We start from the raw sequence: 17735 nt of genomic DNA, 5'->3' as shown, positions 1-17735 counted from the left end.
CCGCGAACAGTCCGTACTGAACCGTATCCCCCGGCCCGCGCGAATAGCGTGGGCCTTCTTCCATTGGAACTTCTGGAACTTCCCGTTGCCATGAGCACCAAACGTAACGCTGCCGCCAAACCCGCCACGAAGGCCGCACCCGCAAAGTCCGCGTCGAAGGCCCCGTCGAAGCGCACGCAGTCCAAGAGCGCCCCCCTGGTCGAGGACGATTCCGTCTCGCTCGATCCCATCGTCGAGGCGATGCGCAAGCGCCTGCCCAAGGCGCGCCACGCCGAGGCCGAAGCCTTCATCCGCGCCTTCTACAAGCGCATGAGCAGCGATGAGCTGCCGCAGCACGACGCGCAGGGCTGGGCCGAGCTGGCCACCGATTTCCTCGAGTTCGCGCGTGCGCGCAAGCCCGGCGCCGCGCTGGTCCGCCTGTTCAATCCGACGATGAAGAGCGAAGGCTGGGAGTCGACCCACACCGTCGTGCAGATCGCCAACGACGACATGCCGTTCCTGGTCGACTCGGTGACGATGGCCTTGGCCGAGCAGGGCATCGGTGTGCACGTGCTGGGCCACCCGGTGGTGATGTTCCGGCGCGACAAGACCGGCAAGATTCTCGCCGTCGGCGAAGGTCAGGCCGAATCGCTGATGCATCTGGAGATCGACCGCCAGCCGACCGAGGCGATGCCGAAGATCCAGCAGGCGATCGAAGCGGTGCTCGGCGACGTGCGCGCCTCCGTGCGCGACTGGCCGCAGATGAAGGCGAAGATGAGCGCCATCGCCGAGGACCTGGGTGGACGCAACCTGCCGGTCAGCGCCGCGGGCAAGCACGAGGCGCAGGAGTTCCTGCGCTGGGCGGCGGACAACCATTTCACGTTCCTCGGCTACCGTGAGTACGAAGTCGTGCCCAAGGGCGGCGACGAAGTGCTCAGCGCGATCAAGGCCAGCGGCATGGGCCTGCTGCGTGGCAAGGACGTGGGCAAGCCGCGCCTGCTGACGTCGCTGGCGGCGCACTACATGCCGCAGTCGGGCTCGGTCGATGCGCTGATCCTGACCAAGACCAACTCGCGCGCGACCGTGCACCGCCCCGGTTACATGGACTACATCGGCGTGCTCAGCTTCGACGCGAAGGGCAAGCCGGTGCGCGAGGAACGCTTCCTCGGCCTTTACACCTCCAGTGCGTACAACCGTCGCCCGTGGGACATCCCGCTGGTGCGCCAGCGCTATGAGTACGTGATGCAGCAGTCCGGCCTCGCCCCGGACAGCCACAGCGGCAAGGCGCTGCGCCACATCCTGGAATCGCTGCCGCGCGATGAGCTGTTCCAGTCGAGCGAAGAGGAACTGCTGCGTACCGCGACCGGTATCCTTGGCCTGCAGGAGCGCGTGCGCAGCAAGCTGTTCCTGCGCCGCGACCGTTACGGCCGCTTCTTCTCGGTGCTGGTGTACATCCCGCGCGACCGCTTCAACACCGACGTGCGCCTGCGCATCGAGGCGATGCTCAAGCGCGAACTGCACGGCGAGCACGTCGATTCCTCGGTCACGCTCGGCGGCGAGTCGCCGCTGGCGCAGCTGCACCTGATCGTGCGTCCGAAGTCGGGCGAGGCGATCGAAACCGACAGCGCGCAGATCGAAACCGAACTGTCCAAGCTGGTACGCAACTGGCAGGACGACCTGCGCGAGAAGCTCGTGGCACGCCACGGCGAGCAGCGCGGCCTGACCCTGACCAACACCTACGGCCGTGCATTGCCGGCGGGTTACATCGAGGACGTGAGCGCCGCGGTCGCCGCCGACGACGTCGAGCACCTCGCCGCGCTGGGCGGTGCCGACGACCTGCGCCTGAGCCTGTACCGCGCGCACGGTGGCGAGGGTGGCCTGCGCTTCAAGTTCTATCGCCAGAACGACGACATCCCGCTGTCGGACGCGCTGCCGATGATGGAGAACATGGGCCTGCGGGTGATCTCCGAGCACCCGTACCGCCTGGTCGTGAACGGACAGACGATGTTCATCCAGGACTTCGAGGTCGAAGCGTCCGATCCGAACCTCGACGTGTCCAACCTCGACGCGAACTTCGAGGCAGCGTTCGCGCAGATCTGGCGTGGCAACGCCGAGAACGACGGCTTCAATCGCCTGATCCTCACCGCCAATCTGTCGTGGCGCCAGGTCTCGATGTTGCGTGGCTACTGCAAGTACCTGCTGCAGGTCGGTGTGCCGTTCTCGCAGAGCTACGTGGAAGAGACGCTCAACCGTTATCCGCTGCTCGCGCGCCTGTTGGTGGAGTTGTTCGAGGCGAAGTTCGATCCGGTCACCGGCAGCGAAAGCAAGGCCGAGATCAAGGCCGGCATGGAGCGCTTCCGCGCCCAGCTGCACGCGCTCGCGCACGGCGACGAAGCGACGATCGCCACGCTGGAGCCGGCGATCGAAGCACGCGCCGGCAAGCGCGACGCCCAGATCGAAGCCACGCGCACTGCATTGAAGGGTCTGTTCGACCGCGTCGCCAGCCTCGACGAGGACCGCATCCTGCGCAGCTTCATCGGCGTGATCGATGCGACCCTGCGCACCAGCTACTACATCCAGTACAAGGGCGGCCTGCGCGCCGACGGTGGCCCGGCCGACTACATCAGCTTCAAGTTCGACTCCGCCAAGGTGCCGGACCTGCCGAAGCCGCGTCCGTACCGCGAGATCTTCGTCTACGGCCCGCGCGTGGAAGGCGTGCACCTGCGCTTCGGCCCGGTCGCGCGCGGTGGTCTGCGCTGGTCGGACCGTCGCGAAGACTTCCGCACCGAAGTGCTGGGCCTGGTCAAGGCGCAGATGGTGAAGAACACCGTGATCGTGCCGGTCGGCTCGAAGGGCGGCTTCTTCGCCAAGCAACTGCCGGATCCGACGGTGGACCGCGACGCGTGGTTCAACGAAGGCGTGGCCTGCTACAAGCGCTTCATCAACGGCCTGCTCGATATCACCGACAACCTGGTCGATGGCAAGGTCGTGCCGCCGTCCAACGTCGTGCGCCACGACAACGACGATCCGTACCTGGTCGTCGCCGCCGACAAGGGCACCGCGACGTTCTCCGACATCGCCAACGGCATCGCACGCGCGCACGGCTTCTGGCTGGACGACGCGTTCGCCTCGGGCGGTTCGGTCGGCTACGACCACAAGGGCATGGGCATCACCGCACGCGGCGCGTGGGAATCGGTCAAGCGCCACTTCCGCGCGATGGGTCGCGACAGCCAGAAGCAGGAGTTCACCGTCGTCGGCATCGGCGACATGTCCGGCGACGTGTTCGGCAACGGCATGCTGCTGAGCAAGCAGATCCGCCTGCTCGCCGCGTTCGACCACCGCCACATCTTCCTCGATCCGAACCCGGACGCGGCGAAGACGTTCAAGGAACGCGAGCGCATGTTCAAGCTGCCGCGTTCGAGCTGGGACGACTACGACAAGTCGCTGATCAGCAAGGGCGGCGGCGTGTTCCCGCGTTCGGCCAAGTCGATCGCACTGTCGCCGGAGATCAAGACCGCGCTGGGCATCGATGCTTCGGTCGCGGCGCTGCCGCCGGCCGAACTGCTGAGCGCGATCCTGAAGGCGCCGGTCGATCTGCTGTGGAACGGCGGCATCGGCACCTACGTCAAGGCCAGCAGCGAGAGCAACGCCGACGTCGGCGACCGCGCCAACAACGCGCTGCGCGTCAATGGTCGCGAGCTGCGCTGCAAGGTGGTGGGCGAGGGCGGCAACCTGGGCATGACCCAGCTCGGCCGCATCGAAGCCGCACAGCACGGGGTGCTGCTCAACACCGACTTCATCGACAACTCCGCCGGCGTGGACACCTCCGACCATGAGGTGAACATCAAGATCCTGCTCAACGGCGAAGTGCAGAAGAAGAAGCTGACACTGCCCGAGCGCAACAAGCTGCTCGCGCAGATGACCGACGAGGTCGCGCAGCTGGTGCTCAACGACAACTACCGCCAGAACCAGGCCATCAGCCTGATGGAGCGGATGAGCGTGCACCGCCTGGGCTCCAAGCAGCATTTCATCCGCACACTCGAATCGCAGGGCCTGCTCGATCGCCAGATCGAGTTCCTGCCGTCCGACGCCGAGATCGCCGAGCGCAAGGCGCGCGGCCAGGGCCTGACCCGTCCGGAACTCGCCGTGCTGCTGTCGTACAGCAAGATCGTGCTGTTCCAGCAGCTGCTGGATTCGGACGTGCCGGAAGATCCGTACCTGTCGAAGGAACTGGTGCGCTACTTCCCGCAGCCGCTGCAGGCCAAGTACGCCAAGTCGATGGAAAACCATCGCCTGAAGCGCGAGATCATCGCCACCGCGGTGACCAACTCGATGGTCAACCGCATGGGCGCGACGTTCACCCTGCGCATGACCGAGGATACCGGCCGTACCCCGGCGGAAGTCGCCGAGGCGTACACCATCGCCCGCGAGGCGGTGGATGCGCGCGGCCTGTGGGCGCAGATCGATGCGCTCGACGGCAAGGTGCCGGAGGCGGTGCAGGTCGATGCGCTGCAGGTCATCTGGCACCTGCTGCGCTCGCTGTCGCGCTGGCTGCTGTCGCGTCCGGGCAAGATGCCGGAGATCACCGCCGCGATGGCGCGCTACGGCGACGGCCTCAACGCCGTGCGTGGCGCGTTGCCGGACGTGCTCTCGGGCGTTCGTCGCGATGCCTACACCGCGCGCATGGCCGAGTGGAAGGGCAAGGGCCTGCCGGCGACGCTCGCCGAACAACTGGCCGCGCTGCCGCTGCTGGAGTTCGGCTGCGACATCGTCGAGATTTCGCTGGCCCGCAAGCTCTCGCCGCTGGAAGTGGCCAAGGGTTACTTCGCGCTCGGCGCCGCATTGAGCCTGCCGTGGCTGTACGAGCAGGTCGAGCAGCTGTCGGTCGATGGCCGCTGGCAGGCACTGGCCCGCGGCGCACTGCGCGACGAGCTCGCCTCGCAGGCACGTTCGCTGGTGTCGCAGATCCTCGCCGAGGGCGGCAAGAAGCCGGCCGAGGCGAAGGTCGAGGCGTGGCTCAAGCGCGACGATGCATCGCTGCGCTTCACCCAGGCGATGTTCGCCGACCTGCACAACCAGAAGCAGCTCGACTATCCGACCCTGTCGGTGGCGGTGCGGCGCCTGGCACAGCTGGCGTCGGCCGGCGCGTAAATCGCGTGCACCACGTTTGAAGGAAGAGCCCGGCATTGGCCGGGCTTTTTCTTTTCGGCGCGCGCGATCCCTCTCCCTGGCCGCCTTCGGTGGCCTGTGCCTCTCGGTTCTGCACTGCCTGCGGTCGCCGCAAGGGGAGGGGACTGTCACCGCATGTCGGTTATGCTGACTGCCTCACCACGGAGCCGCCGATGACCGCGACGCCACGCATCGCCTTCCTCGCCAGTCCCGCCGACGAGGCGCAGCGCGCATTGGAATCGCTCGTCGCGCGCCACCGCCAGCACGCCCCCGAAGACGCCGACGTCCTGATCGCGCTGGGCGGCGACGGCTTCATGCTTTCCACGCTGCATCGGCACGGTGGCCTGGGCAAGCCGGTGTACGGCATGAAGCTGGGCACGGTCGGGTTCCTGATGAACCATCACGACGGCGACGGCCTGCTCGAACGCCTGCACGCTGCCGAACCCGCCGTGCTGCGTCCGCTGGAAATGGTGGCGATGACCGAATCCGGCGCGACCGTGGGCTCGCTGGCCTACAACGAAGTCTCGCTGCTGCGCCAGACGCGCCAGGCCGCGCATCTGCGCATCGACCTCAACGGCGAGACGCGCCTGGACGAACTCATCTGCGACGGTGTGCTCGTCGCGACGCCGGCCGGCAGCACCGCCTACAACTTCTCCGCGCATGGCCCGATCCTGCCGCTCGGCGCGAACGTGATCGCATTGACGCCGATCGCCGCGTTCCGCCCGCGTCGCTGGCGCGGCGCCGTGCTCAAGGCCGACACCGAAGTGCGCTTCCGCGTGCTCGATCCGTACAAGCGCCCCGTCAGCGCCACCGCCGATTCGCACGAAGTGCGCGACGTGGTCGAAGTGACCATCCGCGAATCCCACGACCGCACCGTCACGCTGCTGTTCGATCCGGAGCACAACCTCGAAGAGCGGATGCTGGCAGAGCAGTTTACTTCGGGGTGAGGCACGCCGCTTGCGCGGCAGTGCCGCGCGGCGTGCCGAACGCCCGGCCACGGATGGCGGGGCCGGGCGATCCGAAGCCTGAAGCGTCGCGCCACGGACGGCATCGACCGCATTGAATCGAAGCACTGCCGCGCGGCCGTCCAGGTCTCAGCCGTCATTCCCGCGAAGGCGGGAATCCATATCGCCGACATCATTCCGCTTTCCGCAGAGCGTGATACACGGAGCGCCGGATCCCCGCCTTCGCGGGGATGACTGCTAGGAAGGGCGACACTACCGCACCCGCTCCACCGCCGGCGACGACCACTCGTACTCCAGCAATTCCCGCTTCGGCCAGTAGTAGCGCGCGGTCAGCATGAAGGGCCCTTCGGGCACCGGCAGCCAGTTCGATTCCAGTGCCTTTCCAGGCGATTCCTTCTGGATGTAGAGCGTGAGGCTGCCGTCCGGGTCGGTCTTCAGGCTCGACAACATCGGCGAATTGATCAGGTAACGGTCGATGGGATTCTTCACCAGCAACTGTTCCGGCATGCGGTACGCGGTGACCGACCAGAATGCGTTGACCGGCGGCAGCTTGTCCTTCGCGAAGCGCAATACGTAACGACGGCTGCCATCGAGCAGTTCGTCGTTGGTGTCCATCTGGTATGTGCGGTAGATCGCCTCCACGCGCGAGTTCCCGCCCAGTCCCACCTGCGTCGCGGTCGCGCGCGCGATGTAGTCGTTGTTGAGTTCCTCGCGCGTGCCGAACAGCGTGTCGGTGCGGTTGGTCAGCGCGTTGCGGCGCGTATCGATCAGCTTCTGCCCGTCGACCATCCCGTCCACCAGCGCCTGGCGAAGCTCCGGCGACAGCGCGGACAGGTCGATGCGGCGTCCGGGCACGATACCGATCTGGGCGAAGCGGTCGCGCACATGCTGTTCGGACGGATGCACCGGCGCGAACTGCAGCAGGAACGCGAGCTGGTTGAAGAACTCCGGCGAGGTGCGCGCATCCTTCGGCGACAGCGGCGCGATCCAGTCCACCTTCGGCGGCGCCGGCGGGGCGGCGGTGCCGGCGAAGGCCGACAGCGGCTGCAGCGTGTAACCGGCCTGGATCTTCCTGACGTTCTCCATGTCGTCCGGGCCGAACAACTGCGTGCGTCCGACCAGCGTGACCAGCGGCGTCTCGGCGCGGATGACCTTGTCGATGTTCGGCGGCGTCGGACCTTCCCATTCGGGACCGGCGATCAGGTAATGGCCCGCGTCGCTGCCGGTGGCGCGGCTGCCGATGTAATCGAAGTTGAAGGTATACAGATCCATCAGCTGGAACACGTAGTAACGCTTGGAGTCCACCTTCGGCACGCCCAGCACCATCGGTTCGGCGCGCAGGTCGAGGTTCGCCAGCGTGTAGGGCGTGTCCGCGTTGGGCGTGACGACGGCGGTGTCGTCCGGTGTGAACAACCGGTCGTTGCTGACCAGCGTGTTCATCGGCCCGCGATACTGCGGGTTGTTCGGTTCAAGGCTGTAGATATGCACCGCGCGGTACTGGTCCACCATCGGTACGCCGTAGATGTAGGCCTCGCGCGCGATCTTGCGGGCCTCGTCGGGCGCGACCGTGATCCCGGACGCGGTGGTGGACGGTGCGGCGTCCCGCGATTCGCGATCGCAGGCGCACAGCAGCAGGGCGGGCAGGAGCAGGGCTGTCAGGAGCGGCTTGGCGTGCATGGCGCTCTCTCCGGAGGATCCAGCGGGGCGCCGGGTGGGCGCAGGACCGGTTGGCCGGACACTACACCCGCAAATGCTCACAACGGATCAAGGCGGCCCGCCGGCCCGGCGACGGCTGGGGCACAATAGCCCCATGCCCGACCGTGATGCCGATCCACTGATCGTCGCGATTTCCTCGCGCACCCTGTTCGACATGGAGGACAGCCATGCGCTGTTCGAGCGTGAGGGCATCGACGCCTACGCCGATTTCCAGCGCACCCACGAGGACGACCTGCTCGCGCCGGGCATCGCCTTCCCGCTGGTGCGCAAATTGCTAGCACTCAACGAAGGCGCGCCACCGGAAGCGCCGCGGGTCGAGGTGATCCTGATTTCGCGCAACTCCGCCGACAGCGGCCTGCGCATCTTCAATTCCATCGCCCACCACGGACTGGCGATCAAGCGCGCGGCTTTCAGCAACGGCGCTCCGCCGTATCCGTACATCCGGCCGTTCGGCGCGGACCTGTTCCTGTCGGCCAACGCCGAGGACGTGCGCAGCGCGCTCGCCGCCGGCGTGGCCGCGGCGACGCTGCTGCCGGCCAAGGCGCCGCAGCAGCGACACGATCAACTGCGCATCGCCTTCGACGGCGACGCGGTGATCTTCGATGACGAGGGCGAACGCGTGTCGCGCGAAGGCGGGCTGGCGGCGTTCACCGAGCACGAGCGCAGCCATGCCGGCGAGCCGCTGTCGGGCGGGCCGTTCCGCGGTTTCCTGGATGCGCTGCATCGCCTGCAGCAGGCGTTCCCGACCGGCCAGGCGTCGCCGATCCGCACCGCGCTGGTCACCGCGCGATCGATCCCTGCGCACGAACGCGTGATCCGCACGCTGCGCGACTGGGACATCCGCCTCGACGAGGCGCTGTTCCTCGGCGGCCGCGCGAAGGGGCCGTTCCTGGATGCGTTCGGCGCGGACATCTTCTTCGACGATTCCGTGCACAACATCCTGTCCGCACGCGACCACGTCGCCGCCGGCCACGTCCCGCACGGCATCGCCAACCGCTGACCGCGGCCACCATCGCGGCGGCCGCGGTCGGCGCGTTTAATCGTCGTGGTCGTGCCCGAGCTGGCTGCGGATCTCGCCGCCCGGCCACAGCGTGCTGTGCACGTTGGCGTAGGCCACGCCTTCGCGCAGCGCACGGATCACTTCGTCGAGTTCGCCCGGGGCGACGCCCTGCGCATTGGGGCCGATCACGTTCGCGGCGACGATCACGCCGGTGATGCGCGCCGGCGGCGCGGGGCAGGTCTGCGTGCCGGCCGGGCCGTTGCCCAGGTTCGAGCACAGGAACGCGGCGATGCCACCGTTCACGCCCTTCTGTCCGATGTGGATGTGCGCCTGGGTGACGGTGCCTTCCAGTTCGTCGTAGGCCAGCTCGTAGTAGATGGCGCCGCCATCGTGGCTGATGCGTGCGCGGAAGCTGCCGCGTCCGTCGGTCATGATCGACGGCACTTCCTCGCTACCTTCCAGCACCGCGCGGATCTGCCGGTTTTCCGCGCGGGTGTCCTGTGCGTGGAAAGCGGTCGCCGGCAACAGTACGGCGATCGCGAGCACGGCGATGCGGGTCATGGCGTTCTCCCTCCTTGCGGCGCCGGTCGCGCCGAGCCGGACGGTGGGCCCGTTGCGGTTATCGCGCGGTGAAGCGGGGAGGGCGGTCGCCGCATAGGCGACGAACGGTCAGCCCGTGCCGGCAAGCAATGCCTTCAGCGGCAAGCGGATGTCGGTGAGCTTCCAGCCGAAGCCTTCGCGCTCGAGCACGAAAATCACCGGATCCCCGTCGGCGGTGAGGACGGTCGCGGTGAAGCGCGAGGGCGACTCGAAACGGTACTTCGCATCGCGCAGCGGATCGGATGGCGGCTGGTGTGCGTAGGGATCGTCTTCGCTGATGCCGCCGCCGCTGATGCGGTGGATCAGCCCGCGTCCCTGCAGCACTGCGCCGATTCCTGCCGGCGTGGCGAGCACGTCGACGATCCCACCCGCGGCGCTGTTGACCAGCCCCAGCGCGAGTGCGCCGAACGTGCCCTCGCCATCGATGCCGGCCTTGCGCGCGAGCGCGTCCTCGACCTGCGCGCGCAGGCTGCGTCGCACGGAAGGAAAGTCGACATGTTCGGACAGCGCCGCGGTGTCTTCGGCGGCGATCGCCTCACGGATCGCGTTGACGGTCAGGAACGGACCGGCGGCGATCCAGCCGGCCAGCGCGAGCGCCAGCACCACGACCAGCGCGATCCACTTCTTCATCCGTCACCTCCGGGCGATGTCGGCACAGGATAGGGATGTCGCGCCGCGCGCGGATGAAGGTCGCGTGCGGTAGTCAGGTCTCGCTCACGGCGACGGGTCGCACGGCCCGTGCCGGCAGCACGTGCGCGGCCAGCGCCACGCAGGCGAGGGCGGCGCCGGCCAGGAAGGCCCAGCGGCCGCCGCCGAGCTGCCACGCCACTGCCGCCACGCCCGCGCCGGCGACACCGCCGATGCCGCCGCTGAAGCCGTACAGCAGGCCCTGCGCGGCGGCCATCTCGCGACGCTGCGGGAACAGTTCCGCCATGCGTCGCATGCAGCCGGCGTGGAAGGCGGCGAAGCTCAGCGCGTGCCCGGTCTGGGCCAGCGCCATCCACGCGAACGAACCGCCGAACATCGCCACGATCACCCAGCGCCCGATCGTCGCCAGCAGGCAGGCTGTCATCAGCCGATGCGCGCCGAAGCGCTGCACCAGGCGCGGCGCGAGCCAGAACATGCCGATCTCGCACAACACGCCGATCGCCCACAGCACGCCGACGGCGAAGCCGTCGTGTCCCTGCGCCTGCAGGTGCAGCGTGTAGAACACGTAGAACGGCCCGAAGCCCAGCTGCATCAGTAATGCAGTGACGAGCAGATGGCGCACGCCCGGTCGACGCCACAGCTCGCCGCGCGGTGTGGTGCCGGTCGACGACACCGGCGGCGGCCGATCGTCGCGATGCAGCCAGGCGGCGGCAACGGTGAGCGCGAGCCAGGGCAGGGTGAGCCAGACGAAGGCATCGTTGCCCAACCGGTCCAGCAGCCAGCCGTACGTGCCGGCCACCACGAGGAAGCCGACCGAGCCCCACATGCGGATGCGCCCGTAGTCGTGGTTGCGCGGCCCCAGCGCGGACAGCGTCATCGCTTCGAACTGCGGCATCACCGCATTGAAGAACACGCCGAACCAGGCCATGACCACGAACAGCATCGCGCCGTGCGCGAAGCCTGCGAACGCAGCGAAGCCGAGTGCGGCGAGGACGCAGCCCGCGATCAGCCAATGGCCCGGCGTGGCACTGCGCGCGCTCAGTCGCGCCCAGGTCGGCGGCGCGACGATGCGCCCGCCGTACCACAGCGCCAGCATCGCGCCGACCACGTAGCCACCGTGCCCGTTCGCCGTGACCCAGCGGCCGATGTAGGGCGTGTAGGCGCCGAGCGCGCCGTAGTAGCCCAGGTAGAACAGCGCGTAGCGGCGGAAATCGGCGGGAGACAAGGCAGATCGCTCTGGAAGGCTGCGGGGATTATCCGCGCAACGCATCAGTGCGCCAGACATTTCGCAATAGGCCGGCGCCCATTTCGCGCTGAGTGGTCAGAGACCTGCCCGCGGAAGATCGGAATCGTCTGGTGGGATGAGAACTCGTCGCTCGCAAACATGTGGCCGCCAAGGAAGTGCGTCTTCGTGGATGTCCTCGTCCATTTCGATGCCGGGTTTCCTCTCCCTGATGCGAAGCCATCGCGGCATGCATCCCATCTATCTTCAGATCAATCAATGAATACTGCTTATCGCCTTGTCTGGAGCGTCACTCACAAAACGTGGGTAGTCGCCAGTGAACTCGCCCACGGAAACAAGAAAGGACCCCGCGCGAGTCGTAGCGTGCTGGCCGTTGCGCTGGCTTCCGGCATGCTGTTCGCGGCCGGTAACGCGATGGCCATCGACGAGGGCACCGCAAGCGGCGTGAACTCGACCGCCATCGGCGTCGGCTCGTCCGCAACGGACAGCGACGCCGTCGCGATCGGCACCCGTGCCACGTCGTCGGCCGAGAAGGCCACGGCGATCGGGGTGGATTCGGTCGCCTCCGGACAGTTCTCCATCGCCATCGGCAGCGACGCCCAGGCGACCCAGACGCATGCGCTTGCCCTCGGCAGCAACAGCCGTGCGCTGGGCGTGTCCAGCACTGCTTTCGGCCAGGATGCACAGGCGACGGCCGACTACTCTGCCGCGTTCGGTTCCGGCAGCCGTGCGGATGGATCCTCCACCGGACTCGGTCAGAACGCCAACGCGCAGACCATCGATGGACAGGGCTGGGCGACCGCGGTCGGCAACAGCTCCGTGGCCGATCACGTTGGCGCCACTGCCCTTGGCGCCAGTGCCAAGGCCACGGCGGACCGGGCGCTTTCTCTGGGCGCGGATGCATCGGCCTCGGTAGATACGGCAGTGGCGCTGGGCTCGGGCTCCGTAGCGGATCGCGCTGGCATGAACGGTGCGACGGAGCTGTTCTCGGGCGTGGCAGTGGCTTCGACCAGCGGCGCGGTGTCGGTCGGCACTGCGGGCGGCGAACGCCAGATCGTCAACGTTGCGGGTGGCACGCTGGACACCGACGCGGTCAACATTCGCCAGCTCAAGACGGTGCAATCCCAGTTGGCCGCAGCCGACGCCGGTGCGGTGAAGTACGAGTGGACTGACACGGACGGCGACGGCGTCGTCGATCCCGGCGAGATCGATTACACGAAGGTCGTCCTCGAGGGCGCTCCCGCCGGCACGACGATCAGCAACCTGGCCGACGGCGACGTCTCGCAGAACAGCACCGAGGCCATCAATGGTTCGCAGCTGTACGACATCGCCGGCGATACCAGTGCCGCCTACGTGACTCTGAACGGTCGCGGCGTCCGCTACGTTCGCACCAATGACGCTGGACTCACCGAGGCGGATGCCTACGCCACCGGCCAGGGCAGCACGGCGGTCGGCTACGAAGCCACCTCCGCAGGCGACAGCAGCCTGGCGCTGGGTCGCGGCGCGACCGCCAGCAATGCCGAAGATGTGGCCCTTGGCTCGGGCTCGGTCACGGCGGCCGCGGTCGGTACCGCATCTACGACCATCAACGGCGACACCTACCAGTTCGCCGGCACCAACCCGACGAGCACGGTCAGCGTTGGCAATGCCGGCGCGGAGCGCACGATCACGAACGTCGCGGCCGGGCGCATCTCGGCGGACAGCACCGATGCCATCAACGGTTCGCAGCTGTACGCCACCAATCAGGCGATCGAGAAGCTGGATGGGCGCGTGGATACGGTGAAAGGGGACGTCATCAACCTCGACGATCGCGTCACCACCGTCGAAGGCGACGTGCAGTACATCAACGAGACGGTCGCCGCCTACGACAACCGCCTGACCAACGTGGAAGGTTCGGTAACGAACCTCCAGAACGGGTCCGACGGCATGTTCCAGGTCAGCCAGGATGCGCCGGTCGTGAAGCCGGTGGCATCGGGTGGCAATGCGTCGGCGGGCGGAAACGGTGCAGTGGCCAGCGGCGACAACTCGCTGGCTGTCGGAAATCAGTCCAGCGCCACCGGCGATGGCAGCACGGCGATCGGGCAGGGCGCCAGCGCGACGCACGACAACAGCGTGGCGATCGGCACGGGCTCGGCGACCACGGTAGGTGCGCAGACCGGCTACAACGGCGCGTTCGTCGGCCCGAGCTCGTCCACCGGCGAGGTCAATGTCGGCGGCCGCACGATCACAGGGGTCGCACCCGGCACGGCCGGCACCGATGCGGCGAACGTCAATCAGCTCAATGCCGGCGTGAACCACGCGATCAAGCAGTCCAATGCCTACACCGACAGCCGCATCTCCGAGATCAACCAGCAGGTGGGCGAGATGAAGGACGACATCTGGGCGCTGGATCGCGGCTACCGGGGCGCCACGGCATCGGCCATGGCGATGGCCGGCCTGCCGCAGGCCTACCTGCCCGGCAAGAACCTGCTGGCGGTGGGCATGGGCGGCTTCCAGGGCGAATACGGCATGGCCCTGGGCATGTCAGGGATCAGCGACAACGGTCGCTGGATCTACAAGGGCCAGGTCAGCGGCAACACGACCAGCGACTTCGGCTTCTCCGTCGGCGCCGGCATCCAGTGGTGACCGATTGATCGCAGGGGTGGCCTGTTCGGACGGGCCGCCCCGCCACTCGACCCGAATCTGCCCGGACTTTCGTCCGCTCGAATTCCTCTTCCAAGAATCAAGTCATGAACACCTGCAAGAAATCCGCAATCGCCCTCGTGTTGACGGCATTCGCGCTCGGTAGCATCGGCTGCACGCAACATGTCAGCCGCGATGTTTCCGACGCGGGCCAGGTCGTGGGCGAAGTGACCTTCCCCTCGTTGGACCACCTCGTCCTCAAGGAAGGCACGTTCCCCACGCGCGAAGCGCTGAGCCAGATCGCTCCCGGCGTCACCAAGGACCAGCTGTACGCCCTTATCGGCCGCCCGCATTTCCGCGAGGGTTTCGGTCATGTGACCGAGTGGGACTACCTGTTCCACTTCCGCGCCGGTTCTCAGGTCACGACCTGCCAGTACAAGGTGGTCTTCGACGAACACGAGAAGGGACAGAGCTTCCATTGGCTGCCCGAATCGTGTCTTGCACCTGCGGCGGCCGCGGCGCGCAGGCCGCAGGAGCCGGCAAGCGAGAAGCGCTTCACGCTGTCGGCCGACGCGCTGTTTTCCTTTGGCAGTTCCTCGCTCGGCGACAGGCAGTCCACGCAGGACGAACTGGCATCGATCGCACAGGAGCTCGCTGCCGCCAATGCACCGCGTGTCCAGGTGATCGGGCACACCGACCGTATCGGCGACGAGCACAGCAACGACGTGTTGTCGCAGCGTCGTGCCAACACCGTGCGCGAGTTCCTCGTGCGTAACGGCGTGCCGGCTGAAGCGATCGTCGCGGTCGGCAAGGGCGAGCGGGAACCGGTATCGCACTGCGCCGCCTCGCTCTCGCGGACGGATCTGGTCGCCTGCCTGCAGCCGGACCGTCGAGTCGAGATCATCGTCGAGGGATCGCGCTGACCGACACGGCCGCCCCAAAGCGGGCGGCCGTCCAACGTACGGGATCGACGTACGCTCCCGTACTCTGCCGGGTCGCGCCCGGCAAGTTGCAGTGCACATCGCATCCTCGTCCCGGATGCTTCAACATGGCGCCTTTCCATCGGCTCGAACGAGGGCTCCATGCAGACATGGCTCCGGCGCAAGAACATCGATCAGGTCACCGAGCATGAGGAAGGGCGTCGCCTCATCCCCACGCTGAGCTGGCCACACCTGATCGCGCTGGGCATCGGCGCCATCGTCGGCACCGGCATCTACACCCTGATCGGCGTCGGCGCGAACCTCGCCGGCCCGGCGGTGCTGCTGTCGTTCCTGGTCGCGGGCATCGTCTGCGCCTGCGCGGCGCTGGCCTACGCCGAGATGGCAACGATGATGCCGGCTGCGGGCAGCGCCTACACCTACAGCTACATCGTGCTGGGCGAGGCGATCGCCTGGGTGGTGGGCTGGAGCCTGATCCTCGAATACTCGCTGGTGGTGAGCACGGTCGCGGTCGGCTGGTCCGGCTATGCGGTGGGCTTCCTCAAGGGGCTCGGCGTCGACCTGCCGTTGGCGCTGACCGCAGGACCGCATGCAGGCGGCGTGGTCAACCTGCCGGCGGTGGCGATCGTGTTCGTCGTCGCGGGCCTGCTGATGGCTGGCACGCGCGAGAGCGCCACGCTCAATGCGGTGCTGGTGGTGCTGAAGGTCATCGCGCTGGCGGTGTTCGTGGCGATCGCGCTGCCGCATTTCGATGCCGCAAACACCCAGCCGTTCATGCCGTTCGGCTTCGCCAAGGAAATGGGCGCGGACGGCGTCGAGCGCGGCGTCATGGCCGCGGCGGCGATCATCTTCTTCGCGTTCTACGGATTCGACGCGATCTCCACCGCCGCGGAGGAGACCAAGAACCCCGGCCGCGACCTGTCCATCGGCATCGTCGGCTCGATGGTCGGCTGCACGCTGATCTACATGATCGTGGCGCTGGCCGCGGTTGGTGCGATGAGCTACACCGTGTTCGGCAACAGTCCCGAGCCGCTGGCGCTGATCCTGCGCGAACTGGGGCAGGGCAAGGCTGCCACCGTGATCGCAGCGGCGGCGGTGATCGCGCTGCCGACCGTGCTGCTGGCGTTCCTGTACGGCCAGAGCCGCATCTTCTTCGTGATGTCGCGCGACGGCCTGCTGCCGCGCGGCCTGTCGAAGGTCAACGCGCGCACCGGCACGCCGGTCGCGACCACCGTGTTCACCGCGATCCTCGTCGCGGCTTTGGCCGGCGTGGCGCGTCTGGACGAGATAGCGGCGCTCGCGAACGCCGGTACGCTGGCCGCCTTCATCGCGGTCGCGGCCTGCCTCCTGGTCCTGCGCAAGCGCGATCCGAACCGCACGCGCCTGTTCCGCACACCGCTGGCGTGGGTGGTCGGCCCGATCGCGATCCTCGGCTGCCTGTACCTGTTCTGGAGCCTGCCGCGCACCACGCAGCTGTGGTTCCTCGTGTGGAACGTGCTGGGCGTGATCGTCTACGTGCTCTACAGCCGCCGCGCGAGCCTGCTCGCACGCGGCAAGGAAGCCTGAGCCGCGACCCCGGCGAAGGCATGAAGAAAGGGCGCCATCTGGCGCCCTTTCTGTTTTCGGATCATCGCGTTCGCGTCGTCACGCCCGTTCCCGCGCGGCTCGCTCGCCGCCGCGCCAGCGCGTGGCGTAGGGCAGTGCGAACAGATACAGCCCGGTGATCATCAGCAGGATCAGCGGGAACAGCGCGAGCAGGCCGACCCAGGTCGCGAGCTTCTGCTGCGCCAGCGCGATCAGGTTGATGATGACGGCCACCGTGAAGGCGATCGACAGCCAGCGGTGGAACTGCCGAATCCATTTGTTCCAGTTCAATGGGTCCTCCTTTCCAGGCTCGGGCAGACGTTCCCCTGTTGGGCAGCCGGCGTCAGTTGCGCCGGGACTCGATCATCTTCCAGCCGTTGCCGGAAGGGTCGCGAAAATTGGCGTCGACGTTGCCGTAGCGCGCCTCGGGCGGCTGGGTGAACTCCACGCCGAGCGCGCGCAGGCGGTCGTAGGACGCGCGGCAGTCGTCGACGTTGAGCACCAGCGGCGGCATCGCGCCCTTGGCGACGATCTCGCGCACGCTCTGCGCGGTCGCGTCATCGAGCACCGGCGCCTGCGGCTTGAACAGGCCGAGCTGGAACGAGGGCTGGTCGGGATGCTGCACCGTCAGCCAGCGGTAGTCGCCATTGCGCGCGTCGGTATGCACGCGGAATCCTAGCTTGCCGACGTAGAAATCGAGGGACTCGTCCTGATCGCGAACGTACAGCCCGACTACTCCGATACCTTGGCTCATGTCGCCTCCGATTTGATTGGGGCGTCTTTTGTAGCATCGGCCTCGCGACGTCGCTTCTCCGAAACTGCGGTGGTGAGTCCGGGCCGCTGCGCGGCGCTGACGAAGCAGTGCGGCACGCGTCGCAGTTCGTGCTGCGCCGCCTGCTCGCGGGCGCGCAACTCGCCGGGGCTTTCGCCGGTGATGTCGCGGAACGTGCGGCCGAACGTGCCCAGGCTGTTCCATCCGGTCTGCAGCGCGATGTCGAGGATCGGTTGCTCGGTGTCGCGCAGCAGCGCCTTGGCGCGTTCGATCCGGCGCGTGAGCAGGTAACGGTGCGGCGGCACGCCGAAGGCGTCCTTGAACGAACGTGCGAAGTGCGCTTCGGAGACGTTGCTGACCTTCGCCAGCCGGTGCACCGGCCAGTCCTCGTGCGAGGCCGCGTCCATGCGGTCCTTCGCGCGCAGCAGGCGCCGCAGCAGTTCCGGATCCTGGCGGACGCGCGGTGGTGGCCTGTCGGAGGGCGTGCTCATGGGCGGAT

At 67.6% G+C, this 17735-nt stretch carries 13 protein-coding genes; 6 read left to right on the top strand and 7 right to left on the bottom strand.

Features of this window, described 5'->3' with window-relative positions; all coding sequences use genetic code 11:
- The first annotated feature begins 90 nt into the window (after positions 1 to 90).
- Both FOF45_RS16545 and FOF45_RS16540 read left to right on the top strand, forming a co-directional pair.
- Complete coding sequence (locus FOF45_RS16545; RefSeq protein ID WP_158986793.1) at positions 91 to 5130, top strand: NAD-glutamate dehydrogenase domain-containing protein; 5040 nt, start codon at positions 91 to 93, stop codon at positions 5128 to 5130.
- 191 nt (positions 5131 to 5321) lie between these two features.
- Entirely contained in the window at positions 5322 to 6095 is a 774-nt protein-coding gene (locus tag FOF45_RS16540) for an NAD kinase (protein WP_158986791.1), read from the top strand.
- 270 nt (positions 6096 to 6365) lie between these two features.
- Here FOF45_RS16540 and FOF45_RS16535 read toward each other — a convergent pair whose 3' ends face one another.
- Complete coding sequence (locus FOF45_RS16535) at positions 6366 to 7790, bottom strand: DUF1254 domain-containing protein (RefSeq protein WP_158986789.1); 1425 nt, start codon at positions 7788 to 7790, stop codon at positions 6366 to 6368.
- Between the two features lie 133 nt (positions 7791 to 7923).
- Between FOF45_RS16535 and FOF45_RS16530 the strand changes: the two genes are divergently transcribed.
- On the top strand, positions 7924 to 8829 hold the full coding sequence (locus tag FOF45_RS16530) for a 5'-nucleotidase (protein ID WP_158986787.1): 906 nt from the start codon (positions 7924 to 7926) through the stop codon (positions 8827 to 8829).
- Positions 8830 to 8865: 36 nt separating this feature from the next.
- Here the strand turns inward: FOF45_RS16530 and FOF45_RS16525 are convergent, their stop codons facing one another.
- The 3 genes from FOF45_RS16525 to FOF45_RS16515 all read right to left on the bottom strand — a co-directional run bounded on the left by FOF45_RS16525 (position 8866) and on the right by FOF45_RS16515 (position 11302).
- Entirely contained in the window at positions 8866 to 9390 is a 525-nt protein-coding gene (locus FOF45_RS16525; RefSeq protein WP_158986785.1) for a CHRD domain-containing protein, read from the bottom strand.
- A 108-nt stretch (positions 9391 to 9498) separates the two neighbouring features.
- Complete coding sequence (locus FOF45_RS16520; RefSeq protein ID WP_158986783.1) at positions 9499 to 10059, bottom strand: DUF2939 domain-containing protein; 561 nt, start codon at positions 10057 to 10059, stop codon at positions 9499 to 9501.
- A 73-nt stretch (positions 10060 to 10132) separates the two neighbouring features.
- Entirely contained in the window at positions 10133 to 11302 is a 1170-nt protein-coding gene (locus FOF45_RS16515) for an MFS transporter (RefSeq protein ID WP_158986781.1), read from the bottom strand.
- 159 nt (positions 11303 to 11461) lie between these two features.
- Here FOF45_RS16515 and FOF45_RS16510 point away from each other — a divergent pair, with 159 nt between their 5' ends.
- From FOF45_RS16510 to FOF45_RS16500, 3 genes are all read left to right on the top strand, one after another.
- Entirely contained in the window at positions 11462 to 13945 is a 2484-nt protein-coding gene (locus FOF45_RS16510; RefSeq protein WP_325063874.1) for a YadA-like family protein, read from the top strand.
- A gap of 104 nt (positions 13946 to 14049) precedes the next feature.
- Positions 14050 to 14865, top strand: coding sequence for an OmpA family protein (locus tag FOF45_RS16505; RefSeq protein WP_158986777.1), 816 nt, complete (start codon positions 14050 to 14052; stop codon positions 14863 to 14865).
- A gap of 159 nt (positions 14866 to 15024) precedes the next feature.
- Positions 15025 to 16446 (top strand): amino acid permease, encoded by a 1422-nt coding sequence (locus tag FOF45_RS16500; RefSeq protein WP_158986775.1) that lies wholly within the window; start codon positions 15025 to 15027, stop codon positions 16444 to 16446.
- Positions 16447 to 16524: 78 nt separating this feature from the next.
- On the opposite strand, the gene FOF45_RS16495 is transcribed toward FOF45_RS16500, so the two are convergent.
- Genes FOF45_RS16495 through FOF45_RS16485 form a run of 3 tightly spaced genes read right to left on the bottom strand, consistent with a single transcriptional unit; the run spans position 16525 to position 17727 of the window.
- On the bottom strand, positions 16525 to 16755 hold the full coding sequence (locus FOF45_RS16495) for a hypothetical protein (protein WP_158986773.1): 231 nt from the start codon (positions 16753 to 16755) through the stop codon (positions 16525 to 16527).
- 52 nt (positions 16756 to 16807) lie between these two features.
- On the bottom strand, positions 16808 to 17218 hold the full coding sequence (locus FOF45_RS16490) for a VOC family protein (protein ID WP_158986771.1): 411 nt from the start codon (positions 17216 to 17218) through the stop codon (positions 16808 to 16810).
- Positions 17215 to 17727 (bottom strand): helix-turn-helix transcriptional regulator, encoded by a 513-nt coding sequence (locus FOF45_RS16485; RefSeq protein ID WP_158986769.1) that lies wholly within the window; start codon positions 17725 to 17727, stop codon positions 17215 to 17217. The genes FOF45_RS16490 and FOF45_RS16485 overlap by 4 nt, the downstream gene beginning before the upstream one ends.
- Positions 17728 to 17735: the final 8 nt, after the last annotated feature.

Origin of the sequence: Lysobacter panacisoli (assembly GCF_009765165.1) — a bacterium.
Taxonomy (GTDB): domain Bacteria; phylum Pseudomonadota; class Gammaproteobacteria; order Xanthomonadales; family Xanthomonadaceae; genus Lysobacter_J; species Lysobacter_J panacisoli.
This window is presented reverse-complemented; position numbering and strand designations above follow the sequence as displayed.

What these genes read in the sequence shown, in the direction of transcription:
- FOF45_RS16490 (WP_158986771.1), bottom strand. Translation starts at nt 17,218, where the DNA reads ATGAGCCAAGGTATCGGAGTAGTCGGGCTGTACGTTCGCGATCAGGAC.
- FOF45_RS16520 (WP_158986783.1), bottom strand. Translation starts at nt 10,059, where the DNA reads ATGAAGAAGTGGATCGCGCTGGTCGTGGTGCTGGCGCTCGCGCTGGCC.
- FOF45_RS16535 (WP_158986789.1), bottom strand. Translation starts at nt 7,790, where the DNA reads ATGCACGCCAAGCCGCTCCTGACAGCCCTGCTCCTGCCCGCCCTGCTG.
- FOF45_RS16500 (WP_158986775.1), top strand. Translation starts at nt 15,025, where the DNA reads ATGCAGACATGGCTCCGGCGCAAGAACATCGATCAGGTCACCGAGCAT.
- FOF45_RS16540 (WP_158986791.1), top strand. Translation starts at nt 5,322, where the DNA reads ATGACCGCGACGCCACGCATCGCCTTCCTCGCCAGTCCCGCCGACGAG.
- FOF45_RS16505 (WP_158986777.1), top strand. Translation starts at nt 14,050, where the DNA reads ATGAACACCTGCAAGAAATCCGCAATCGCCCTCGTGTTGACGGCATTC.
- FOF45_RS16530 (WP_158986787.1), top strand. Translation starts at nt 7,924, where the DNA reads ATGCCCGACCGTGATGCCGATCCACTGATCGTCGCGATTTCCTCGCGC.
- FOF45_RS16485 (WP_158986769.1), bottom strand. Translation starts at nt 17,727, where the DNA reads ATGAGCACGCCCTCCGACAGGCCACCACCGCGCGTCCGCCAGGATCCG.
- FOF45_RS16525 (WP_158986785.1), bottom strand. Translation starts at nt 9,390, where the DNA reads ATGACCCGCATCGCCGTGCTCGCGATCGCCGTACTGTTGCCGGCGACC.
- FOF45_RS16545 (WP_158986793.1), top strand. Translation starts at nt 91, where the DNA reads ATGAGCACCAAACGTAACGCTGCCGCCAAACCCGCCACGAAGGCCGCA.
- FOF45_RS16510 (WP_325063874.1), top strand. Translation starts at nt 11,462, where the DNA reads ATGTGGCCGCCAAGGAAGTGCGTCTTCGTGGATGTCCTCGTCCATTTC.